An 18,362-nucleotide genomic window follows, 5' to 3' on the forward strand; every position below is an offset into this window, starting at 1 on the left:
CAGGGTGCGATGAGTACGTCATAACACCTGTGTGACGTCATCGCGCGGACCGTGTCCGGGAGGTGGTGCCGGAAGGCCCCTACCGAGCCTGCGACATCACCTTTTCACCCGATTGCCCCAGGTCAAGCATCGCCTCGCCGGGTGTCCGCGATCTGTGGCACCCCCGGCACCAACTGCCATCCTTCACTTCGCCGTTCAACAAACCCCAACGAGTGCAGTTCGTACAGCCTGGCGAGCGCTTCATCAGCTGTCGTCCCGGCTTCCCGGGCCACATCGCGCCCGTCCATCGCACCATGGCCGGGAAGCGCCTCCAGGACCCGGGCGGCGACCGGCCCGAGGAGGTCCCGGGGCAGGACCGGGCCGTGTCTGGCCGGTGCGAGATCGCCGATGTCCCCCACCAGCTCGGCGACTTCGGCCGCGTCGGTGACCAGCAGGCCGCCGCCGCGCAGCAGTTCGTGCACACCGGCGGAGAGTCCACTGGTGACCGGTCCGGGGACGCCCATCGTGTACCGGCCGAGCTTCTGAGCGCTGCGCGCGGTGGCCAGTGAGCCGCTGCGGTACTCGGCCTCGACGACCACGGTTCCCCGGGTGAGCGCGGCGATCACGCGGTTACGGAGGATGAAGCGGCTGGGCGTGGGATGGTCACCGGGTGGCAACTCGCCGATGAGCAGCCCCTGTTCGGCGATCCGCCCGATCATCTCGGCATGTCCGCGCGGGTAGGCCGTGTCGACCCCGCAGGCCAGCACCGCGATGGTGGCCCCGCCCGCGGCGAGCGCCCCGCGGTGTGCGGCCCCGTCAACCCCGAACGCGGCGCCCGACACGACGACCCAGCCCAGCTCCGCGAGGCCGGAGCCCAGCGCCGCCGCCATATGCGCCCCGTAGGCCGTACAGGCACGGGCGCCGACCACCGCGACGGAGCGCAGCGCCCACATGCGCAGATGGGGTCGGCCCCGCACCCAGAGTCCGATGGGCCGCGCGTCCCCCAGGTCGTCGAGCTGCACCGGCCACTCCTGGTCCCCCGGGCAGATGAACCGCCCGCCGCCCGCGTCCGCCGCCCGCAGATCCTGCTCGGGCCGCGCCGCAGCCGCCCGCAGCCGGTAGCCGCCGAGCCGCTTGGCGCTCACCCCGGGGAACGCCGCTTCCCCGCCGTCCGCCATGGTGCGCAGCCGCCGCCACAGCTCCACGGCCCCCAGTTCACGCAGCAACCGGCCACCCAGCTCGTCGCCCGGTTCGACGGTCCGGGTGAGCGCGGCCCGGGCCAGCCGCTCGTCCCCGCCGGCATCCGTACTCATCCGGCGTCCTTCCCGGCCGCGAGCAGCGCCCCACGGTCCACCCCGGTACGCAGCTGGAGAGCGAGCCCGACGTCCTGGGCGCCCGGCCTGTCCCGGCCCGCCAGATCGGCGACCGTCCAGGCCACCCTCAGCACCCGGTCCAGACCGCGGGCCGTGAGCAGTCCGCGCTCCATGTCCCGCTCGGCCACGGCCAGCGCACCCGGCGCGGCCGTCCAGCGGGTCCGCAGCTCATGGCCCGGCACCTCGCTGTTGGTGGCCCACGGCGTACCGGCCAGCCGCGCCGCCGCCCGCTCCCGCCCCTCCCGTACCCGTACGGCAACGGCCGCCGACGACTCACCCGCACCGCCCTGCCCCATGAGGTCCGAGCGGCGCACCGGCTCCACCTCGACCCGGAGGTCCACCCGGTCGAGGAGCGGGCCGGAGAGTCTGGACTGGTACCTGCGGACCATCGATGGCGGACATTCGCACCCCGAGCCGTTCATCGTTCGCCTGCCGCAAGGACAGGGGTTGGCGGCCAGTGCCATCAGGAACCTGGCGGGCAGTCTCACCACCCCGGCGCTGCGCGCCACCACCACATGCCCGGACTCCAGTGGCTGACGGAGAGCGTCGAGGACCCGGACGGAGAACTCGGGGGCCTCGTCAAGAAAGAGGACCCCCCGGTGCGCCAGGGACACGGCCCCCGGGCGAGGCAGGCCGTTGCCGCCGCCGATCAGCGACTGCATCGTCGCCGAGTGATGCGGGGCACAGTACGGCGCGGTCCCGATCAGTGGCTCCCCCGGCGGGAGGATGCCGACCACCGAGTGGACCGCTGTCACCTCCAGCGACTCGTGCCTGGTCAGCGGCGGCAGGACCCCCGGAAGCCGCTCGGCCAGCATGGTCTTGCCCGCGCCGGGGGGCCCGTGCAGCAGCAGATGGTGGGCCCCGGCGGCGGCGACCTCCAGCGCCTTTCTGGCGGCCGGCTGCCCCGCCACGTCCGCGAGATCCGGCCCCGCGCCCAGGGCCAGCCCGGCGCCGGCCCCTGCGCCCGGCACCATCAGCCCGGCCAGTATCGGGTCCGGCCGCCCCGCCACCGGGGCCGCCTCGTCGGGGACCGGCTCGCCGGTCAGTACGGCGATGAGCTGCCGCAGGCTCCGCACCCCGAGCACCGAGACCCCGGGCACCAGCGACGCCTCCCCCGCGGTCTGCTCCGGGACCACGACCTGGCTATACCCCGCTTCGGCCGCGGCCAGCACGGCGGGCAGGATGCCGCGCACCGGCCTGACCCGGCCGTCGAGCCCCAGCTCCCCGATGAGCACCAGATCGGCGATCTCCTTCGGGTCGATGCGCTCGGCCGCCCCCAGGACGGCGCAGGCGACGGCCAGGTCGAATCCGCTGCCGCTCTTGGGTACCGACGCCGGACTCAGCCCGACAGTGAGCTTCTTCTGCGGCCACTCGGCGCCGGAGTTCACCACCGCGGCCCGCACCCGGTCCCGGCTCTCGACCAGGCTCTTGTCCGGCAGCCCCACCAGCGTGAAGGCGGCGATACCCGGTTCGAGATCCGCCTGGACCTCCACCACCACGCCGTCGACCCCGACCAGCGCGACCGAACACGCACGTGCGAAGCCCATCAGGCCACCCCCCGCACATGCTCGACCCGCGGCGCCCCGCGCCTGGGCAGCACGACCCCGATCAGATCGATCCGCACCCCGCCGGGCGGCGCCCCGCCGTTCACCGCGAGCCAGCGCTCGGCGAGGCGTCTGAGCCGGTCGGCCTTGACCGGGGTGACCGCGGCCATCGGATGTTCGAAAGGGCCTTCCCTGCGGGTCTTCACCTCGCAGACGACCAGCGCGTCGCCATCACGCGCCACAATGTCGATCTCGCCCGACCTGCACCGCCAGTTCCGCTCGACGACGGTCATTCCGGATCCGGCCAGCGTCCTCGCCGCCAGCCCCTCCCCGTACCGCCCGAGTGCCCCCCGTGCGTTCATACCGGCACCACCTCCGGTACCGACTGTGCCGCCCGGGCCGCCACCGTGTGGATCTTGGTGGATTACTCGCCGGTTGTGGACAACTCAGCCACCCGGAAGTTCGAGATCGCTCTTGTTGAGCTCCTCGATGTTCACGTCCTTGAACGTCAGTACACGTACCTGCTTCACGAACCTGGCCGGCCTGTACATGTCCCAGACCCAGGCATCAGCCATCGACACCTCGAAAAAGACCTCGCCCTGTACGGAGTGCACCTGCATCTCGTAGTCATTGGTGAGGTAGAAGCGCCGCTCGGTCTCGATCACATATTTGAACAGGCCGACAACGTCGCGGTACTCCCGGTAGAGCTTCAGCTCCATCTCGGTCTCGTACTTTTCGAGGTCCTCGGCGCTCATGGCATGTTCCCCTTCAGCCGTGCGTCCCCCTATTGTGCGCCGCTCCCCTGTGCCCTAGACGATTTCCGGGGCCAGGACCACCGGTGCAGCCGGGGGACCCTCGTCGAGCAGCGTGCGCAGCAGCCCGGCGAGCCTGGTCGGGTACACCGTCTCACGCGTCGCGGACAGTTCGGCGGAAGTCCACCACCTCAGCCCCGCGACGCTGCGCTGCTCCAGCGGGGTCAGCCCGTCCATGGCGGTCGCCGTCCTAGTGGTTCGTCCGAGAAAGTAACGTTCATCCTGGTTCCACCGCCGCCCGTCGAACGGGAACGAGCACACCCGGGACCACAGCACCGGGCCGAGGTCCACCGCGTCGATACCGGTCTCCTCGCGCACCTCGCGGAGCGCGGCCTCCTCGTGGGTCTCCCCCGGCTCGACGCCTCCGCCGGGAGTGAACCACCAGGTGCGCGCCGGATCGGCGGGCTCGAACCCGTGCATCAGCAGCACCCGGTCGGCCGGATCGAGCAGGATGACGCGCGCGACCTCGCGCAGCTCAGCCGGCACCGACGGCCACCTTCTTCCTGCGGCCCAGCCCCCGTGCAAGCGGCCCGTAGACCGACCCGCCCAGGATCAGCACGACTCCGGCCAGCACAGCCGCCACGACCAGCTTCAGCGGCCCGGGCTGCGAGACCCCGCCGGGCAGCGCGGCGAAGGCCTCCGGCCGCTCGATCGTTCCGCCGCTCAGCGGCCAGGCGATGGCGTCCACCCGCGCGGACACCGTAGAACGCGGTACCGAGCCGTGGTCCGCGTCCTGGAGGTGGACCCGCGAGTCCATCGAGTTGGTGCGCTCGTCACCCAGCAGGAAAAGCCGCCCCTCGGGCACCTTCACGGTGAAACCCATCGCCGAGGCCCGGCCCTTGGAGAGCGGATCGGCATTGAGATACGGCTCGTTGATCCCCTTGCCGTCCACGGTGAGCCGGCCCCTGGTGTCACAGCAGGTGACCTTGTCGCCGCCGACTCCGACGACCCGCTTGACCATCGGCATATTGCCCCAGTCGGGATCCTGGAAGATCACCACGTCACCGCGGTGCACGGCACTGCTGTCTATTCGCTGTGCCAGCACCCGGTCCCCCACCTTCACGGTCGGGGTCATCGAATCGGTCGGCACGGTGTACGGCTTGTACTCAACCGCTCCCCAGGCGAACCCTCCGAGAAAGAGCACGCAGCCGACGGCCACGGCCAGACCCGACAGCGCACTGCCGAGCCGGCCGCCTCCGTCACTCGTACGTACTGTTCCGCTCATCCCAGCGCTCCCCCATATCGGAGATCAACAATCTGGGAGCGCACCTTACCCGGCAGTACCCTCGCGGGTCAGCCTGCGCCTGCGCCGGATCACCAGAGGCAGCGCCCCCGCGAGCCCCAGCGCCCCGGGAGCGACGGCACCTGCGGCGTTGATGCCCTTCTGGTCGAAGGTGCTCGGAACGCCCAGCCACGACCAGCGGTCGAGCGGCCAGGCCACGACGAAGGCCCGTCCGACGACCTCCTTGGTGGAGACCGTGCCGCCACCCGGCAGTTGCTGGTGGTAGCGCGAGTCGAGCGAGTCCTGGCGGTGGTCGCCCATCACCCAGATCCGGCCCTTGGGCACATGGATCGGCCCGAACGGCTGGTCGTCGCAAGGGGTGTTGCCGGGGAAGATGAACGACTTCTCGGAGAGCGCCTTGCCGTTGACGACGACCGGGCCCCCCTTCTTGCAGGAAACCGTGTCCCCGCCGACCGCGATGACTCGCTTGATCAGGTCCTTCTCCTCGGCGGACGGCATCAGGCCGATGAAGCTGAGGAACTTCTGCGCCACGTTCGGAGTCGGGGTCGGCTCACCTTCGAGCCAGCCGCCCGGGTCGTGGAACACCACGACGTCGCCCCGCTCCGGCTCCGAGCCGAACCACGGGGTCAGCTTGTCGACCAGCACCCGGTCGCCGCGCTGCAGCGTGTCCTGCATCGAGTCGGACGGGATCGAGAACGCCTGCACCAGGAACGTCTTGATCAACAGAGCCAGGACCAGCGCGATGCCGATGAGGAGCGGCAGCTCCTTCCAGAAGGAGCGCTGCTTCTTCGGTCCCTTGTCGCTGGTGCTGCCGCTGTTCTCGCCGTCCCTGCCGTCCTCGTCGAGGCCGTCCGGCCCGTCGGGGCCGTTCTGCCGGCCGCCGGCCCTGTGCTGGCCGCCGTCCCTGCCGGGCCCGTCGGACCTCCAGCTGTCAGAGGCTTCGGTTCCCGCACCACCAACGGGCGGCCCGGGCCGGTCCTCTGGCTCTTCGTGTCCGGATCGCGCGCCGACCGCCACGTCCCCCACATCCACTCCTCACTCCGTGCCGTCGCCTGCCTCCGGGGAGACGCAGGCCCACCACTCCCATAACGAGCGGAAGTTCCGCAGGAGTCGGGAGCGGGAAGTTTACGTGCCGATCCTGGGAGGCGAGGCTCCGCGGACCGGGACCGGGACCGGGCGCATCCGGGCCGGCCGGGCCCGCGGCCCGGGACGCCACCGACGCGAAGGTGGCGGGCTCCTTGAGCCTGCTCCAGTGCCCCAGCGGCCAGGCGATGACGACCGCGCGCCCCACCACACCGCTCACCGGCACCGTGCCCTGGTAGGGCCCGTCCATGTGGAACCGCGAATCCGCCGAGTTGGACCGGTGATCGCCCATCACGAAGAGCCGTCCGACCGGGACCTTCACCTCGAACTTCAGCTGGGAGGGCGGATTTCCCGGATGGAGGTACGGCTCGTTCAGCGGGACGCCGTTGACGGTGACCCTGCCGTCCTTGTCGCAGCACTTCACGGTGTCGCCGCCGACCCCGATGACCCGCTTGATCAGGTCCTGTTCGTTGTCCGATGGCAGCAGCCCGATGAAGGTCAGCCCCTCCTTGAGCTCTTTCACGAGGAACGGCGAGCTCTGGGACTTGCTCTCCTCGGGCGGCAGCCAGTGGCCCGGGTCCTTGAAGACGACGACATCGCCGCGCTGCGGTTTCGAGCCGAACCACGGGGTCAGCTTGTCCACCAGCACCCGGTCGCCGATCCGGATCGTCTCCTCCATCGAACCCGACGGAATGACGAACGCCTGCACCAGGAACGTCTTGAGCACCAGCGCGATCACGACCGCCACGACTATGAGGACGGGTATCTCCCGCGCCGTGGACCGGCGCCGCCGCCGCTGGACCTTCCGTGCGAGCCTGCGCCGCTCGGCCCTGGTGGGCAGTGCGCGCCCGCCCGTGGGGGCGCCCGCCTCCGGCGTACGCTCGGCGCTCTCCCCGCTGCCGCGCGCTCTCCCCCGGTTACCCATGGCTGCCGCCGGCCGCCGGAACCCGGTCGAATACTCCGGTCCGCTTCAGCGAGGTCCAGCGGCTGAACGGCCAGCCGATCCAGCCGGCCCGCCCGATCACCTGGTCCACCGGGACCATCCCGCCGCCGGGATCCCCGAGATGGTCACGGGAGTCGCTGGAGCGGGAGCGGTGGTCGCCCATCATCCAGAGGGTCCCGGCGGGCACCACGATGTCGAAGGGCACCTGGGACGGCGGGTTGCCGGGATACACATACGTCTCGTCCACCGCCCGCCCGTTCACCTTGATCCGCCCGCGCTTGTCGCAGCAGACGACATGGTCGCCCCCCACCCCCACCACACGCTTGACGTAATCGGTACCGGCGGGCGCGGCAAAGCCCAGCGCCGCCGCCGCACCGCGCACCACGCGGGTCACGGGGTTCTGTGCGGGCGCCTCCTGCACGAAGGAGCCGGTGCCGTCGAAGACCACCACGTCCCCGCGCTGCGGCACGTCGCCGAACCGGTACGCCAGCTTGTCCACCAGCACCCGGTCCCCCACCTGGAGCGTGGGCTCCATGGAGCCGCTGGGGATGAAGAACGGCTGCATCACATACGTACTCAGCAGGAGCAGGAACACCAGGCAGACGAGGGCCAGCAGCCCGGCCTTGCGCCAGGGCCCCTCGGCCAGCGCGGCGAGACGCACAGAGCGCGACCGCTCTTCCTCCCCGGACGTATCCGGTTCGGATGAGTGGTCGCGCTCCTTGTGCTGTGCTTCGGTGTCCATCGGGGCCAGAGCTTATCCGGCCGCCCTGTGGACTCAGTGGTCGCGCTTCTCCTTGATCTTCGCGGCCTTGCCGCGCAGCTCACGGAGGTAGTACAGCTTCGCGCGACGGACGTCACCGCGGGTCACGAGCTCGATCTTCTCGAAGATCGGGCTGTGCACCGGGAAAGTACGCTCGACGCCGACCGAGAAGGAGACCTTGCGGACCGTGAAGGTCTCGCTGACGCCCGCACCCTGGCGGCGGATGACGACACCCTTGAACTGCTGGATACGCGAGCGGTTGCCCTCGATGACACGGACGTGGACGTTGACCGTGTCACCGGCGCGGAAGGCCGGAAGGTCGGACCGCAGCGAAGCGGCCTTGACGTCGTTGAGCAGGCTGGACATGATCTTCTGCTTTCTTCGCCGATGCCACAGGTCATCGACGGAATCATCGTGATGAGTTTCGGGAGCTGTTCGCGTCGGACGGTCGTCGTTCCCCCTGTGGCAGGGGCGCACGCCGGACGTACAGCAGCGGCCTATTCTTCCACGTCCCCGGGCTCTCGCCCAAATCGCCCTCCGGGCCCCTGCTTCCAGCCCAGGATCGAGAGCATTTCGCGGTCCTTCTTGCCGAAGGACGCGGGGTCGCTGCGCGCCAGCAGGTCCGGCCTGTTGAGGTCCGTACGCCGGAACGCCTCGTCCCGGCGCCAGCGCGCGATCTTCCCGTGGTGGCCGCTCAGCAGGACGTCCGGGATGCCACGGCCGCGCCACTCGGGCGGCTTCGTGTAGACGGGGCCTTCGAGGAGGTCGGCCATCGCGCCAGTGGCGAAGGAGTCGTCGCGGTGCGATTCGGCGTTGCCGAGCACACCGGGCAGCAGCCGGGCGACGGCTTCCGTGATCACCAGGACCGCGGCCTCGCCGCCCGCCAGGACGTAGTCCCCGATGGAGACCTCGTACACCGGCATCCGGGTCGCGTACTCGTCGACGACCCGCCGGTCGATGCCCTCGTACCTGGCGGGTGTGAAGACCAGCCAGGGCCGCTCGGAGAGTTCGACCGCGACCTGCTGGGTGAAGGGGCGGCCGCTGGGCGTGGGCACGACCAGGACGGGGCCGGATGCCCCCGCCTCGTAACCGGCGGCCAGCACCTCGTCCAGCGCCTCGCCCCAGGGCTCGGTCTTCATGACCATGCCGGGGCCGCCGCCGTAGGGGGTGTCGTCGACCGTGTTGTGCCGGTCGTGCGTCCAGTCGCGCAGGTCGTGCACCTGTACGTCGAGCCGGCCGCGGGCGCGCGCCTTGCCGACCAGCGAGACATTCAGCGGTTCGAGGTACTCCGGGAAGATCGTGACGACGTCGAGCCGCATCAGTCGTCGTCCCTGGCGCCGGCGACCTCGGCCCTGCTGTCGTCGATCAGGCCGGGCGGCGGGTCGATGACGGCCCGCTGCTCCTCCAGGTCGATCTCGGTGACGATCTCCTCGACGAAGGGGATCATGACCTCGCTCCCGTCGGGCCGCTCCACGATGAAGAGGTCCTGCGAGGGCAGGTGGGTGATCTCGGTGATCCGGCCGATCCCGGTGCCGTCGGACAGCACCACGTCGAGGTCCATCAGCTGGTGGTCGTAGAACTCGTCGGGGTCCTCCGGAGTCTGCTGCGGGTCGACATCGGCGATCAGCAGGGTGTTCCGGAGTGCCTCGGCGGCCGTCCGGTCCGTGACCCCCGCGAAGCGCAGCAGCAGCCTGCCGCTGTGCACCCGGCCGGTCTCGATCGTCAGCGGCCCGGTGGCCGCAGGGTCGGTGGCGAGCACCGCGCCGGGACCGAGCCGCAGCTCGGGCTCGTCCGTGCGCACCTCCACGGTGACTTCGCCCTTGATCCCGTGGGCGCGCCCGATCCGTGCGACTACCAGTTGCACGCTTCGCTCCTCATTCTGATGATTCTGCTGGTTCCAGTGTTGCCGCGCGCATCGCGGACGACAAAGGCCGGGGACGGCTTCTCAGCCCTCCCCGGCCCGAGCCGGTGTTCAGCTACTTCTCAGCGGACCTGGTCCACGTCGACGAGGTCGACCCGGATACCACGGCCGCCGATGGCGCCCACGATGGTGCGCAGGGCGCGCGCGGTGCGGCCGTTGCGGCCGATCACCTTACCGAGGTCATCGGGGTGCACCCGGACCTCCAGCACCTGCCCGCGACGGAGGTTGCGCGAAGCGACCTGTACGTCGTCGGGGTTGTCGACGATGCCCTTCACGAGGTGCTCGAGAGCCTCCTCGAGCATGCTCAGGCCTCGGTCGACTCGGTGGACTCAGCAGCCGGAGCCGCCTCGTCCGCCTTCTTGTCGGCCTTCTTCGCCTTCGGGGTGATGGCCTCACCCTTCGGCTCGTCGCCCTCGATGGACTTGGCGAACGCCTCGAACGCAGCGCGCTTGTCGGCCTTCGGCTCCGGCTGCAGCAGCGGCGCGGGGGCCGGGAGGCCCTTGTGCGCCTGCCAGTCACCGGTGAGCTTCAGGATCGCCATGACCGGCTCGGTCGGCTGGGCGCCGACGGACAGCCAGTACTGCGCACGCTCCGAGTTGACCTCGATGCGCGAGGGGTTCTGCACCGGGTGGTACAGGCCGATCTCCTCGATGGCCCGGCCATCACGGCGGGTACGGGAGTCGGCGACGACGATGCGGTAGTGAGGCGAACGGATCTTGCCCAGACGCTTCAGCTTGATCTTGACTGCCACGGAAGTGGTGTCTCCTGGTCTTGACGTGGTTGGGCACAACGAGATGCCACGTGGGGTTGCGGTACTCGGGTGCCCGATGGACGCGTCAGCCGGAGGACGAGAGGGTTCCTGTGCGGCTGTCGAGTACAGCTAGCCATTGTGCCATACGTTGCGGCACCCCGGGTCAGCCGGCCGCTGCGACCACTTCCGGGATACGGAAAGCCTTTCCGCAGCCACCGCAGACGATGGGTGCCTGGGCCAGCACGGAGGGAACGACCCGGACGTTGCGGCCGCAGTCGCAGACCGCCTTCACCCGCACTCCGCCGCCGGAGGAACCGTGCCGTGCGGCAGGTCCGCGGAAGGAGCGTTTGGTGTCGGCGGCCGTCGCCGCGGTGTGCGCCTTGAGCGCACGCTGCAGTCTTTCGATCGTCTGCCGGTACCTGCGCTTCGCCTCGGGGTTGAGCGAGACCAGCGAGAAGCCGCTGCTGGGATGCGGCTCCTCGGGATGGTCGAGCCCCATCTCCTCGGCGATCGCCAGGAACCTGCGGTTGTGGTAGCGGCCGGCGCGGGAGGTGTCGCGGACACCTCGGGCGGCGGCGATGCCGTGGACTGCCTCATGGAGCAGTCGCTCGAAGGAGAGTTCAGCGCCACAGGCGGACGAGGACTCGCCGATCAGGGACTCGGGCGCGGCTAGATCCGGCAGCTCGGGGTGGTACCGCTGAATATCGGCCCACGCCTGCGCCAGCTCTGCGGCGAGGACAGTTGGTGTCGTGCTCACGTCGTGACAACGAGCCGGGGTACCGCTGTGTTCCTATTCCGGGGCATCCCAAATAATTTGCACCTACCCGTCAGTTGCCCTTGATGTGTCCGGACGAGGGCGGGTGCGCTGATCTGCGGAGAAGCCTCACAGCTCGCACCAAGGTGGTACTTAGGGTCTCGTACGCCCCGGCGCGTAGCCATGGGTCCCGCGCCGGTTCGCACTCCACCGGTCGGCGCGCAAGGGGCCTTTCGGCCGTTTCACCAGTCGATCACCGGCCGCTGTCGGCCGCACGCCCCGTGGCGGGATCTGCCGGACCGCTCCCCGTAACACACGGTCGGCACACACGCCTGGCACGCACGCCTAGTACGCACGGGCGACCAGAGCGACGTTACCGGGAGCGTCGTCCGACTCCGGCACCGACCCGTCCTCGGCGATCAGACACCGTACGGAGGCCGAGTGCCCGGCCAGTGCGGCCTCGCCCTCGGGGCCGAGCAGGGCCCACGGGATCCGGGCCCAGCCGCCCGCGGCCGCCACCTCGGCGGCCTCGCCGACCGTCCGCACCTCGCTGGTACGGGACTCACGGCGCTCCCGCGACTCCCGCAGCAACTGGTTCTGTGCCTCTTCGAGCACCACGGGCAGCAGCCGGGCCAGCTCGTCCACCCGTACGGACTCCTTGCCGCCGGGGCCACCGGAACCGCCCGGGCCGTGCGGGTCCACCACCCGGCGGACCAGTACCACCGTCCCCTCCGCCAGATCCCGCGGGCCGATCTCGATCCGTACCGGAACGCCCTTGAGCTCCCAGTCGACGGCCCGGCGGCCGAAGGGGACGTCGGTGCGGTCGTCGACACGGACCCTGATCCCCGCCGCCTCCAGCCGCGCGCCGATCTCGCGGGCCTTCGTCACCGCCTCGTCCCCCTTGATCGCGACGACCACGGCCTGCACGGCCGCGAGCCGGGGCGGTACCCGCAGGCCGCTGTCGTCGCCGTGCGACATGATCACCCCGCCGACCAGCCGGGTCGTGGCGCCCCAGGACGTCTGCCAGACCAGTTCCTGGGTGCCGTCCTTCGACAGGTACTCGGTGTGGAACGCCTTGGCGAAGTTCGTGCCGAGTTCATGGCTGGTACCCATCTGGAGGGCCTTGCCGTCCCCCATCATGGCTTCGAGCGTCAGGGTGTTGATCGCGCCCGCGAACCGTTCAGCGGCGGTCTTGCGGCCGGGCACGACATCGATGCCGAGCACGTCGACCATGAAATCCGCGTAGACGTTCCGGTGGATGTGTGCGGCGTAGTCATGGGCCTCCGCTTTGCTCGCATGGGCGGTGTGGCCCTCCTGCCAGAGGAATTCCGTGGTCCGCAGGAACACCCTCGGGCGCATCTCCCAACGGACCACATTCGCCCACTGGTTGATGAGCAGCGGAAGATCGCGGTAACTCTGCACCCATTTCGAGAAGTACTCGTTGACGATCGTCTCGGATGTGGGCCTGACGACCACCGGCTCTTCGAGCTCTCTGCCGCCACCGTGGGTGACCACGGCGAGCTCCGGTGCGAATCCCTCGACATGCTGAGCTTCCCGAGTCAGGTAAGACTGGGGGATGAAGAGCGGGAAGTAGGCGTTCTGAGCGCCCGCGGCCTTGATGCGGGAGTCCAGTTCCTGCTGCATCCGCTCCCACAGCCCGTAGCCGTACGGGCGGATGACCATGGTGCCCCGCACCGGGCCGTTGTCCGCCAGTTCGGCTTTGTTGATCAGGTCCTGGTACCAGCGGGGAAAGTCGTCCGCCCGGGGCGTGAGAACGGGAGCCTTTTTCATGGCGCGAATCGTACGGCGGGTACCCCCGGGAACGTGATTGATTTTTGCGGCCGGAGGCGCACAGTCGGGATGCATATTCCGGGAACGCAAGCATTGCCTCGCCACCCCTGGACTTGCGCGCGGATGCGGAGTTCTCTGGCAAAGGGGCAGTGCGCACACATCTTCACGGGGGTTTTGCACACAGGGCACAACTGATCTCTCGGCGAATTGGGGCGCTTCGATGTCATCAACGCTCGTCCGGAACCACCGGTCCGTGGCTGCGACTCCCACTGAGGAAGCGGTCGCCCGTGCCCGCGACTGGGCCGAGATCCAGGAACGGATGCTGGTACCGCTCTACGAAGCGGTCTACAAGCGGCTGGACGCGGGCAGCGCTACCCGGCTGCTCGGGATCGGCTGCGGCTCGGGGCTCGCCCTGCTCATGGCCGCCGCCCGCGGCGCGCGTGTCACCGGCGTGGACACGCACGCCGAGCGCATCGCGCTGGCCCGGGAGCGGCTGCTCCCCGACGGCCCGGACAGCGCGGGGACACAGCGCGGCAGGACCCGGCTGGTGCACGGCGGCCCCGCCGACGCCTCCGGGGAGACGGCCGAGCCGTACAACCTGCTGACCGCTTTCGAGCCGATGGGCGCCGTCACGGGTGACCCGTACGGCCCCATGCCGGCCGTCGAGGACGCGGTGCCGCTGCTGGAGCGCGGCAGTGCGGTGGTCCTGACCGGCTGGGGGCCGCCCGAGCGCTGCTCGGCGTCGGCCGTACTGCGGGTCGCCACCCGACTGGCCGATGCCGTGCGCCAGCCGCGCAGGGACGACCTGGAGGAGGTCGCGGCGCGGGCCGGGCTGAAGCTCGACGGATCGGGGCGGGTGGCCTGCCCGTTCGGCTACGCGGACCTGCGGAGCGCGGTACGGGGGCTGCTCTCGACCGGGCTGTTCGACGCGGCGATACGGGCGACGGACCGGGACCAGGTGAAGAAGGAGGTCGCCGAGGCGCTCCACCCCCATCTGCGGCGCGACGGCACGGTGTGGATGGAGAACATCTTCCGTTACGTGGTCGCCCGGACCGCCTGACTTTCCCCCACCGCCGCGACCGGAGCTGCCACAGCGACCACGCGGAGCGGCCCGTACCCCCCGGGTCTCCGAGAGGGTACGGGCCGCTCCGCCGTAGGTACCGGCCGTGCCGCGCGGGTGGCGCGGTCAGCCCATGAACTTCTTGAACTCGTCCGGGAGCTCGAAGTTCTTCGCGTCCTCACCGGCCGGCAGGCCCGGCGCACCGCCCTGCTCACGGCGGGCGGCTGCGGCCTCTTCCTCCGCCTTGCGCTTCATCGGGTTACCGCTCTTGCGCTTGCCCTTGGCCTGCTTCTGCTGCTTCTTCTGCCGACCGGGACCGCCGCCCATGCCCGGCATACCAGGCATCCCCGGCATACCGCCGCCCTGAGCCATCCGCGACATCATCTTGCGCGCCTCGAAGAACCGCTCCACCAGGCTCTTCACGGCGCTGACCTCGACGCCCGACCCCTTAGCCACCCGGGCCCGGCGCGAGCCGTTGATGATCGTCGGGTCCTGGCGCTCGGCCGGGGTCATCGACTTGATGATCGCGGCGGTACGGTCCACGTCCCGCTCGTCGATGTTGTTGATCTGCTCCTTCATCTGCCCCATGCCGGGCAGCATGCCGAGCAGCTTGGAGATGCTGCCCATTTTCCTGACCTGCTCCATCTGGGCCAGGAAGTCGTCGAGCGTGAAGTCCTTGCCGCCCTTGCTGCTGGCCAGCTTGGAGGCCATCTGCTCGGCCTCGGCCTGGCTGAAGGTCTGCTCGGCCTTCTCGATCAGGCTGAGCATGTCGCCCATGCCGAGGATCCGGGACGCCATGCGGTCCGGGTGGAACGTGTCGAACTCGTCCAGCTTCTCGCCGTTCGAGGCGAACATGATCTGCCGGCCGGTGACGTGCGCGATCGACAGGGCCGCACCACCGCGGGCGTCGCCGTCGAGCTTGGAGAGCACCACTCCGTCGAAGCCGACGCCGTCGCGGAACGCCTCGGCGGTGTTGACCGCGTCCTGGCCGATCATCGCGTCGACGACGAAGAGGACCTCGTCGGGGCTGACGGCGTCGCGGATGTCCGCGGCCTGCTGCATCAGCTCCTGGTCGATGCCCAGCCGGCCCGCGGTGTCGACCACGACCACGTCGTACTGCTTGGACTTGGCGAACTCGATCGAGTCCTGGGCGACCTTGACCGGGTCACCGACGCCATTGCCCGGCTCGGGGGCGTACACGGCGACGCCCGCACGCTCGGCGACCACGCTCAGCTGGTTCACGGCGTTGGGACGCTGGAGGTCGCACGCCACGAGCAGCGGGGTGTGGCCCTGGCCCTTGAGCCAGAGGCCGAGCTTTCCGGCGAGGGTCGTCTTGCCCGCGCCCTGGAGGCCCGCGAGCATGATCACGGTCGGCGGCTGCTTGGCGAAGCGGAGGCGGCGGGTCTCGCCACCGAGGATGCCGATGAGCTCCTCGTTGACGATCTTGATGACCTGCTGGGCCGGGTTCAGCGCCTGGGAGACCTCGGCGCCGGCCGCGCGCTCCTTGACCTGCTTGATGAAGGCGCGGACGACGGGCAGCGCGACGTCGGCCTCGAGCAGGGCGATACGGATTTCGCGCGCGGTGGCATCGATGTCCGCCTCGCTGAGGCGCCCTTTGCCCCGGAGGTTCTTGAAAGTCGCGGCAAGGCGGTCGGAGAGGGTATCGAACACGGCGGTCGCGGATCCTCGGGTCGGGAGCGGGGGGACAGTTGGACACCAGGGTATCCGGACGTGGTGGGTCGGGTCTGCCCCTGCCCCCGACAGGGGTCCGGAGCACGGGGCCGGACCCGGGCGTACGGCGCGTGAGCACCGCGCCGGGGCCCGCCCGCGCTCACTCCCGGGACCCGCCCGCGCTCACTTCCGCAGCCCGGCCTCCAGCTCCCTGGCCAGCCCGGCCGCCGCCTCCGCCGGAAGCGGATCCCCGTCCTGCCCCGTCACATAGAACGCGTCCACCGCATTGGCCCCCAGCGTGGAGACATGCGCGCTGCGCACCGCCACCCCGGCCGTCTCCAGGGCCAGGCCGATCCGGTACAGCAGCCCCGGTGCGTCCTGGGCACGGACCTCGATCACCGTGGCCAGCCGGGAGCCCGTGGGGGCCACCCTGACCCGGGGCGGCGGCGCCTGGACACCGCGGCGGCGCGGATAGGCCGCCTCCCGTTCGGCCAGCCTGGCGCGGACGTCCAGCGAGCCGTCCAGCGCCCGTACGAGATCGGCGCGCAGCCTCACGGCCTGCGGGAGCGATCCGTACTCGGCCGCCACCCGCCAGGTCAGCAGCAGCACGGCCGTCTGGTGGCCCAGCTCGGTGGGCAGCTCGACGGCGCGCAGGTCGGCCGCGCGTACGGTCAGCCGGTGCAGCGCGAGCACCCCGGTGACCGCGGGCAGGACGCCCGGCCGGTCGGGGAGCGCGATGAGCAGTTCCACGCCGACCGGTTCCGGGGCGCCGTCCTCCTGCGGTTCCCCGGTCCTGGCGTGCAGGGCCAGGACCGGGCCGCCGGTGCGCAGCGCCTCGACGGCCAGCCGCTCGTGCTCGGCACCCGGTGCGCCCGCCTCCGGTTCTTCGGGTACCTCGCCCGCCAGTACCGCGGCGACCCGTCCGGCCAGGTCGTCCACGAGCGACGCCCGCCAGGAGGACCAGGCCGCGGGTCCGGTCGCCAGGGCGTCGGCCTCGGTCAGCGCGTGCAGCAGTTCCAGGGTGGTGGCGGATCCCACCGCCGCGGCGACCGACGTCACGGTCGCCGGGTCGTCCAGGTCGCGCCGGGTCGCCGTCTCGACGAGCAGCAGATGGTGGCGTACGAGCACAGCGAGCACCTCGGCGTCCGCGTGGTCGAAGCCGATCCGGGTGGCCACGTCCCGGGCGATGACCTCGCCCGCCACCGAGTGGTCGCCGGGCCAGCCCTTGCCGATGTCGTGCAGCAGGGCCGCGACGAGCAGCAGGTCGGGGCGGCCCACCCGGCGGGTCAGCGAGGACGCCCGTACGGCGGTCTCGACGAGATGCCGGTCGACGGTCCAGGTGTGCACCGCGTTCCGCTGCGGCCTGCACCGCACCCGCTCCCAGTCCGGCAGCAGCCCGCTGATCAGCCCCTCCGCCTCCAGCGCCTCCCAGACCGGCACCGTGGACTCGCCGGCGCCGAGCAGGGTGACCAGCTGTTCGCGTGCCTCGGCCGGCCAGGGCACCGGGAGCGGGCGTGCGCCGCCCGCCAGCCGGCGCACGGCGTGCAGGGAGATCGGCAGCCCGGCCTGCGCCGCCGCGGCGGCCGCCCGCAGCGGCAGGACGGGGTCGCGCTCGGGCCGGGCGGTCCGGGCGAGCACCACCTCGCCCTCCAGTTCCACCACGCCTTCGGCGAGCGGGGTCCGTTCGGCCGATGAACGCACGGTCCTGCCGCCGCCACCGCCGAGCAGGGCGCGCAGCCGGGGGCGCGCGGAGCGTGAGCGCAGCACCCGGTTGACCTCGCGCCAGGTGACGTCACCGGCGTACGAAATGGTGCGCGCGGCTTCGTACACCTCGCGCAGCAGCACGTCGGCGTCCAGCAGCCCGAGCCCGGCGGCGACCTGGTCCTGTTCCTGGAGGGCGAGTCTTTCGGTGGCGCGCCCGGTCACCAGGTGCAGCGCGTCCCGTACGTCGAGGAGCCTTCTGCGGGCGCCGTCGAGCCCTTCGCGGGGTGCGTCGGCCAGCCAGGACGCGGCGACAGCCCGCAGCGCGGTGGCGTCCCGCAGCCCGCCCCTGGCCTCCTTGATGTCGGGTTCGAGGAGGAACTGCAGCTCGCCCTGGCGCTCGGCGCGCTCCTGACACAGCTCGTACAGCTCGGGCAGCCGCTTCGGCGCCTGGTTGCGCCACTCTGCGAGTACGGCCGTCCGCAGCCCGGTGGTCAGCTCCGGGTCACCGGCGACGTGCCGGGCGTCGAGCAGCCCGAGCTGGACCTTGAGGTCGTCCCCCGCCGTCCTGCGGGCCTCGCCCGGTGTCCGTACGGAGTGGTCGAGATCGAGCCCCAGGTCCCACACCGGGTACCAGACCCGGTCCGCCAGCGAGGCGACGGCGGCCTGGTCCGCTCTGCCGTCGTGCAGCAGGAGCAGGTCCAGATCGCTGCGCGGCGACAGCTCGCCGCGCCCGTATCCCCCGACGGCCACCAGGGCCGCGCCGTGCACCCCCGCGGCCTCGGCTGCCGAGGTGAAGAGCACGCTCATCCATGTGTCGGTCAGCCGGGCCAGGGCCGAACGGCGCGGCGGCCCGGGCTCCGTCTCCTCCTGGAGGAGGCGGAGCCGGGCCGCCGCGTAGCCGCTGGGTCCGGGGGCGTCCGTCTGACCGGTCGTCTCGTCGGCACTCGTCACCCGGCAGTTCCCGTCTCTCGTC

19 protein-coding genes are annotated in these 18,362 nt (G+C 71.0%); 1 reads left to right on the plus strand and 18 read right to left on the minus strand.

The window, feature by feature from the left end; translation table 11 throughout:
- Window positions 1-122: 122 nt before the first annotated feature.
- From dprA to proS, 16 genes are all read right to left on the minus strand, one after another.
- Window positions 123-1,292, minus strand: coding sequence for a DNA-processing protein DprA (gene dprA / locus OG210_RS05385; RefSeq protein WP_328331922.1), 1,170 nt, complete (start codon window positions 1,290-1,292; stop codon window positions 123-125).
- Window positions 1,289-2,899: a YifB family Mg chelatase-like AAA ATPase gene (locus OG210_RS05390; RefSeq protein WP_371535107.1), complete on the minus strand. Its 1,611-nt coding sequence runs from the start codon at window positions 2,897-2,899 to the stop codon at window positions 1,289-1,291. The genes dprA and OG210_RS05390 overlap by 4 nt, the downstream gene beginning before the upstream one ends.
- Complete coding sequence (locus tag OG210_RS05395; protein WP_371535109.1) at window positions 2,899-3,258, minus strand: YraN family protein; 360 nt, start codon at window positions 3,256-3,258, stop codon at window positions 2,899-2,901. Before OG210_RS05395 ends, OG210_RS05390 begins: the two co-directional genes overlap by 1 nt.
- 84 nt (window positions 3,259-3,342) lie before the next feature.
- On the minus strand, window positions 3,343-3,651 hold the full coding sequence (locus OG210_RS05400; RefSeq protein WP_003965949.1) for a DUF2469 domain-containing protein: 309 nt from the start codon (window positions 3,649-3,651) through the stop codon (window positions 3,343-3,345).
- 54 nt (window positions 3,652-3,705) lie between these two features.
- Window positions 3,706-4,194, minus strand: coding sequence for an NUDIX hydrolase (locus tag OG210_RS05405; protein WP_328331916.1), 489 nt, complete (start codon window positions 4,192-4,194; stop codon window positions 3,706-3,708).
- On the minus strand, window positions 4,184-4,933 hold the full coding sequence (lepB, locus tag OG210_RS05410; RefSeq protein WP_328331914.1) for a signal peptidase I: 750 nt from the start codon (window positions 4,931-4,933) through the stop codon (window positions 4,184-4,186). Before lepB (OG210_RS05410) ends, OG210_RS05405 begins: the two co-directional genes overlap by 11 nt.
- Before the next feature lie 45 nt (window positions 4,934-4,978).
- Window positions 4,979-5,968: a signal peptidase I gene (gene lepB / locus OG210_RS05415; protein WP_328335625.1), complete on the minus strand. Its 990-nt coding sequence runs from the start codon at window positions 5,966-5,968 to the stop codon at window positions 4,979-4,981.
- The gene (gene lepB, locus OG210_RS05420; RefSeq protein ID WP_328331912.1) at window positions 5,883-6,959 is read right to left on the minus strand and encodes a signal peptidase I; all 1,077 of its coding nucleotides are present in this window, start codon (window positions 6,957-6,959) and stop codon (window positions 5,883-5,885) included. Before lepB (OG210_RS05420) ends, lepB (OG210_RS05415) begins: the two co-directional genes overlap by 86 nt.
- Window positions 6,952-7,719, minus strand: a complete 768-nt coding sequence (lepB, locus tag OG210_RS05425) for a signal peptidase I (protein ID WP_371535112.1) — start codon at window positions 7,717-7,719, stop codon at window positions 6,952-6,954. Before lepB (OG210_RS05425) ends, lepB (OG210_RS05420) begins: the two co-directional genes overlap by 8 nt.
- A 33-nt stretch (window positions 7,720-7,752) precedes the next feature.
- Entirely contained in the window at window positions 7,753-8,103 is a 351-nt protein-coding gene (rplS, locus tag OG210_RS05430; RefSeq protein WP_164265897.1) for a 50S ribosomal protein L19, read from the minus strand.
- Window positions 8,104-8,234: 131 nt separating this feature from the next.
- Complete coding sequence (gene trmD / locus OG210_RS05435; RefSeq protein WP_371535114.1) at window positions 8,235-9,056, minus strand: tRNA (guanosine(37)-N1)-methyltransferase TrmD; 822 nt, start codon at window positions 9,054-9,056, stop codon at window positions 8,235-8,237.
- The gene (rimM, locus tag OG210_RS05440; protein ID WP_328331906.1) at window positions 9,056-9,601 is read right to left on the minus strand and encodes a ribosome maturation factor RimM; all 546 of its coding nucleotides are present in this window, start codon (window positions 9,599-9,601) and stop codon (window positions 9,056-9,058) included. The genes trmD and rimM overlap by 1 nt, the downstream gene beginning before the upstream one ends.
- 119 nt (window positions 9,602-9,720) lie before the next feature.
- Entirely contained in the window at window positions 9,721-9,960 is a 240-nt protein-coding gene (locus OG210_RS05445) for an RNA-binding protein (RefSeq protein ID WP_164265900.1), read from the minus strand.
- A 2-nt stretch (window positions 9,961-9,962) separates the two neighbouring features.
- Complete coding sequence (rpsP, locus tag OG210_RS05450) at window positions 9,963-10,409, minus strand: 30S ribosomal protein S16 (protein WP_327294999.1); 447 nt, start codon at window positions 10,407-10,409, stop codon at window positions 9,963-9,965.
- 163 nt (window positions 10,410-10,572) lie between these two features.
- Window positions 10,573-11,166, minus strand: coding sequence for a hypothetical protein (locus tag OG210_RS05455; RefSeq protein WP_266852529.1), 594 nt, complete (start codon window positions 11,164-11,166; stop codon window positions 10,573-10,575).
- 342 nt (window positions 11,167-11,508) lie between these two features.
- The gene (gene proS / locus OG210_RS05460; protein WP_371535118.1) at window positions 11,509-12,954 is read right to left on the minus strand and encodes a proline--tRNA ligase; all 1,446 of its coding nucleotides are present in this window, start codon (window positions 12,952-12,954) and stop codon (window positions 11,509-11,511) included.
- Window positions 12,955-13,174: 220 nt separating this feature from the next.
- On the opposite strand from proS, the gene OG210_RS05465 reads away from it, so the two are divergent.
- On the plus strand, window positions 13,175-14,014 hold the full coding sequence (locus OG210_RS05465) for a methyltransferase domain-containing protein (protein WP_328331901.1): 840 nt from the start codon (window positions 13,175-13,177) through the stop codon (window positions 14,012-14,014).
- Between the two features lie 126 nt (window positions 14,015-14,140).
- Here the strand turns inward: OG210_RS05465 and ffh are convergent, their stop codons facing one another.
- The gene (ffh, locus tag OG210_RS05470; RefSeq protein WP_328331899.1) at window positions 14,141-15,685 is read right to left on the minus strand and encodes a signal recognition particle protein; all 1,545 of its coding nucleotides are present in this window, start codon (window positions 15,683-15,685) and stop codon (window positions 14,141-14,143) included.
- 183 nt (window positions 15,686-15,868) lie between these two features.
- Window positions 15,869-18,340, minus strand: a complete 2,472-nt coding sequence (locus OG210_RS05475; protein ID WP_328331897.1) for a [protein-PII] uridylyltransferase — start codon at window positions 18,338-18,340, stop codon at window positions 15,869-15,871.
- Between the last annotated feature and the right edge of the window lie 22 nt (window positions 18,341-18,362).

The organism is Streptomyces sp. NBC_00466, from assembly GCF_041433995.1.
Taxonomy (GTDB): Bacteria; Actinomycetota; Actinomycetes; order Streptomycetales; family Streptomycetaceae; genus Streptomyces.

Coding starts and splice junctions, on each gene's coding strand:
- OG210_RS05465 (WP_328331901.1), top strand. CDS start 13,175: ATGTCATCAACGCTCGTCCGGAACCACCGGTCCGTGGCTGCGACTCCC.
- rplS (WP_164265897.1), bottom strand. CDS start 8,103: ATGTCCAGCCTGCTCAACGACGTCAAGGCCGCTTCGCTGCGGTCCGAC.
- lepB (WP_328331914.1), bottom strand. CDS start 4,933: ATGAGCGGAACAGTACGTACGAGTGACGGAGGCGGCCGGCTCGGCAGT.
- OG210_RS05400 (WP_003965949.1), bottom strand. CDS start 3,651: ATGAGCGCCGAGGACCTCGAAAAGTACGAGACCGAGATGGAGCTGAAG.
- trmD (WP_371535114.1), bottom strand. CDS start 9,056: ATGCGGCTCGACGTCGTCACGATCTTCCCGGAGTACCTCGAACCGCTG.
- dprA (WP_328331922.1), bottom strand. CDS start 1,292: ATGAGTACGGATGCCGGCGGGGACGAGCGGCTGGCCCGGGCCGCGCTC.
- OG210_RS05390 (WP_371535107.1), bottom strand. CDS start 2,899: ATGGGCTTCGCACGTGCGTGTTCGGTCGCGCTGGTCGGGGTCGACGGC.
- OG210_RS05395 (WP_371535109.1), bottom strand. CDS start 3,258: ATGAACGCACGGGGGGCACTCGGGCGGTACGGGGAGGGGCTGGCGGCG.
- lepB (WP_328331912.1), bottom strand. CDS start 6,959: ATGGGTAACCGGGGGAGAGCGCGCGGCAGCGGGGAGAGCGCCGAGCGT.
- proS (WP_371535118.1), bottom strand. CDS start 12,954: ATGAAAAAGGCTCCCGTTCTCACGCCCCGGGCGGACGACTTTCCCCGC.
- lepB (WP_371535112.1), bottom strand. CDS start 7,719: ATGGACACCGAAGCACAGCACAAGGAGCGCGACCACTCATCCGAACCG.
- OG210_RS05445 (WP_164265900.1), bottom strand. CDS start 9,960: ATGCTCGAGGAGGCTCTCGAGCACCTCGTGAAGGGCATCGTCGACAAC.